Here is a 2,803-nt window from a genome sequence, read left to right as displayed (position 1 = left end):
TGAAGGACTGCTGGACCTTGACGATCTTCTGGTCGATCAGTTTCTGCCAGTAGGTGGCGACCTTCTTGGTGGGCTCGTCGTTGACACCCACTTTCCAGCTGTCGCCTTCGGTGCCGAACCATCTGCCGCCCGCCTGCCAGGACAGGGCAGCAGTGAGCGCAGCCTCGTTCGGGTTGAAGCTGGCGAGGTGTGCCTCGGGGGCTACGGCCTTGAGCTTCCTGCCGGCTTCTTCGAAGTCCTGCCAGGTCTTGGGCGTGGAGACACCGGCCTTGTCCAGCATGTCCTTGCGGTACCACATGATCATTGGGGCAGCATCGTAGGGCAGTGCGTAAGTCTGCTCGCCGAACTGCACCAAGGCTTTGGTTTCGTCCGTGAGTTTGTCCACGGTTTCAGCCTTGTTGATGTAGCCGTCCAGCGGCTGCAGTTGGCCGTTGCTGACGAACTGGGGCAGCTGCGGGTATTCGATGGTGGCAACATCGGGGCCGTTGCCTGCGGTGATGGCAGTGGAAAGCTTGGCATAGCCGCCTGCGCCGCCGTTGGGGATGGTTTCGAAGGTGACCTTGATCTTGTCCTGGCTGGCGTTGAACGCCTCGGCAACCTTGTCCATGCCGGCCATGGAGGACCAGAAGGTGATGGCACCGGTGGGATCTTCGGTGGGGGTTGGCGTGGCTGCCGGGGTACTGCCACAGCCGGTGATGAGGGCAGCACTGGCCATGATGCCGGCTGCTCCAAGTAGAAGCTGGCGACGCTTCATTCTGTTCTCCTTTGAAGTTCACGATGCGAAAGTCGTGGTGCTCTGGGGGCACTTTCGGACTAGGCACTATGAAATCCACAAAAATGAACATCATCAATAAGATGAACAGAAGTAAACAGGAGTGGGGCGGACGGAGGGCGGGGTCTGGTTTACGGCTGGGTGGAGCCGCGCACTTCCAACGCCGGGGACAAGTTAACCCGCTGCAGCGCCGACGTACTTCCGCGCCGCGCCCCGATCCTGCTCAGGCACATCACCAAAGCCTGGTGTCCGACGTCGTATTTCGGCGGTGCCACCGCGGTGAGCGGAACGGCGCCGAGGGCGGCAATTTCGTCGTCGTAGGAGACGATTGCGAAGTCCTCCGGGACTCGGATCTGCCGTTCGAGGCAGGCGCTGACGAACTGGAGCGCGTCCTCGTCCGTATGCACAACAGCGGCTGTAACTTTCGCTGAGGCGCACCAGTCAAGGATTCTGTCCACCAGTTCGCGGTGGGCTTGGGGGTCGTTTTGGGCGCGGGACATGGCGCGCACCATGGAGTCGTCGCGGGCGTGTCCTGCCCGCTGCATCGCGAGGTGGTAGCCGTCGATGAGCTGAGGGGCCGTGGGGCTGTTTTCGCGCAGGCAGATGGCGATCTTCCGGTGCCCAAGGCCCAAAAGATGGTTCACGGCGATCTCCGAGCCACGCACGTGGTCGCTCCGGACGGCTTCGAGCCGGCCGTGGTCCAGGGCGTCGTCAATGGACCGCTCCACCACTACCACCGGCACCTCAGCCTCGGCCAACAGGTCCAGCGTTTCGGTCCCGGCCAGCGATTGCCCGCTGGGCGTGATGAGGATGCCGTCCACGCCGTGCTCGTAGAGCCGCCGCAGTTGGCGCCGCTCTTCGGCATCCGAATAGTTGGTGACACCCAGCACCAAGCGGACGCCGGCTTCCTGCGCAGCGGCTTCTGCACCGCGGATCACGCCAGGGAAGTAGTACGACGCCGACGGCACGATCATCCCGATGGTGGCCAAGGGCCTTCTCCCGCCCGGACGCCATGACGTGGAGGGCCGCGTCGCGGGTCCCGCCGTGAGTTTTCCGCCCATCGGAATGGCTCCGCCATGTACCCGCTCCAGCAGGCCTTGCCCGGCGAGCACTGCGAGGTCCCGCCGCACGGTCATCCCCGAGGTTCCCAGTTTCGCTGCGAATTCGCTGGCATTGAGGGAGCCGTTCAGTGCCAGTTCCCTCAGGATGAGCTGTTGACGATCCTCGGTCAGCATGCAGGTGTCCGCCTATCAAGTTCACTTGTGTTCAGTTCGTTCATTATGAACCAGGACGGGGCAAGCGTGGATCCTTGACGCCTAACTGCCCAGCTTCACCACTGAAATCTCGACGACGGCCGTCCGTGGGTGCAGGTACTTCCGGATTGCCCCGGCTGCTTCACGGGTCACCTCGGGGGCCGGACGGGATCCCTCCACGCCGATCCGGACCTTCACAGTCAGCATGTCTGCCGGACCTGCCGGACCTGCCGGACCTGCCGGACCCCCGGGGCCGTTCAAGGCAATGAGGGGGAGGGCCTCTCCCGTGACCGCGGCCATTGCGGCGCCGGCTATGGACTGCCACAACGGCTGCGCGGGATACACCGAGTGGACTCCGTCCACCGCTTGGACTATGCCGAGCAATTCCCCAGCCAGATCGTTGAGCCCGGCTGGCGTCGTGACGGTTGGGACCCCCGCCTGCCCGGCTGCGGGGGATGTGTTTTCGGCTTCCATAAACTCGGTCATGGCTGGTCCTCGGTGTTCAGCGGGTCAGTGGTGCCGGGTGCGCCGGGTGCGCCGGGTGCGCCGGGTGTGCCGGTGGGGTGAGATGTTGGCGGCGGCTCAAGGACATCGGTCACCGTGATGTTGATGGCTTGGATGTTCAGTTCGGTCTGCCGTGCCAGAGTCCTCGCCAACTCCTCGCGGAGGGCTGCGGCGCGTTCTTCCATGGAGCGTCCGTACACCACGGCCACTTCCACCTCCACGGTGATGGGGGCTCCCGCAGTGGTCACGTCTCCCTGGAGCCGGCACTTTCCGG

4 protein-coding genes are annotated in these 2,803 nt (G+C 64.0%); all 4 read right to left on the bottom strand.

The window, feature by feature from the left end; all coding sequences use genetic code 11:
• Window positions 1–754 (bottom strand): ABC transporter substrate-binding protein (locus HP499_RS23130; protein ID WP_172326403.1); only part of this gene is annotated, 754 nt, incomplete at its 3' end.
• A 149-nt stretch (window positions 755–903) separates the two neighbouring features.
• Complete coding sequence (locus HP499_RS23125) at window positions 904–2,007, bottom strand: substrate-binding domain-containing protein (RefSeq protein WP_172326402.1); 1,104 nt, start codon at window positions 2,005–2,007, stop codon at window positions 904–906.
• A gap of 81 nt (window positions 2,008–2,088) precedes the next feature.
• Window positions 2,089–2,511 (bottom strand): hypothetical protein, encoded by a 423-nt coding sequence (locus HP499_RS23120; RefSeq protein ID WP_253951762.1) that lies wholly within the window; start codon window positions 2,509–2,511, stop codon window positions 2,089–2,091.
• Window positions 2,508–2,803: Asp23/Gls24 family envelope stress response protein (locus HP499_RS23115; protein ID WP_172326401.1), on the bottom strand; the 296-nt coding region annotated here is incomplete at its 5' end. The genes HP499_RS23120 and HP499_RS23115, both read right to left, overlap by 4 nt.

It is taken from the genome of Paenarthrobacter sp. CM16 (assembly GCF_013179505.1).
Taxonomy (GTDB): domain Bacteria; phylum Actinomycetota; class Actinomycetes; order Actinomycetales; family Micrococcaceae; genus Arthrobacter.
This window is presented reverse-complemented; position numbering and strand designations above follow the sequence as displayed.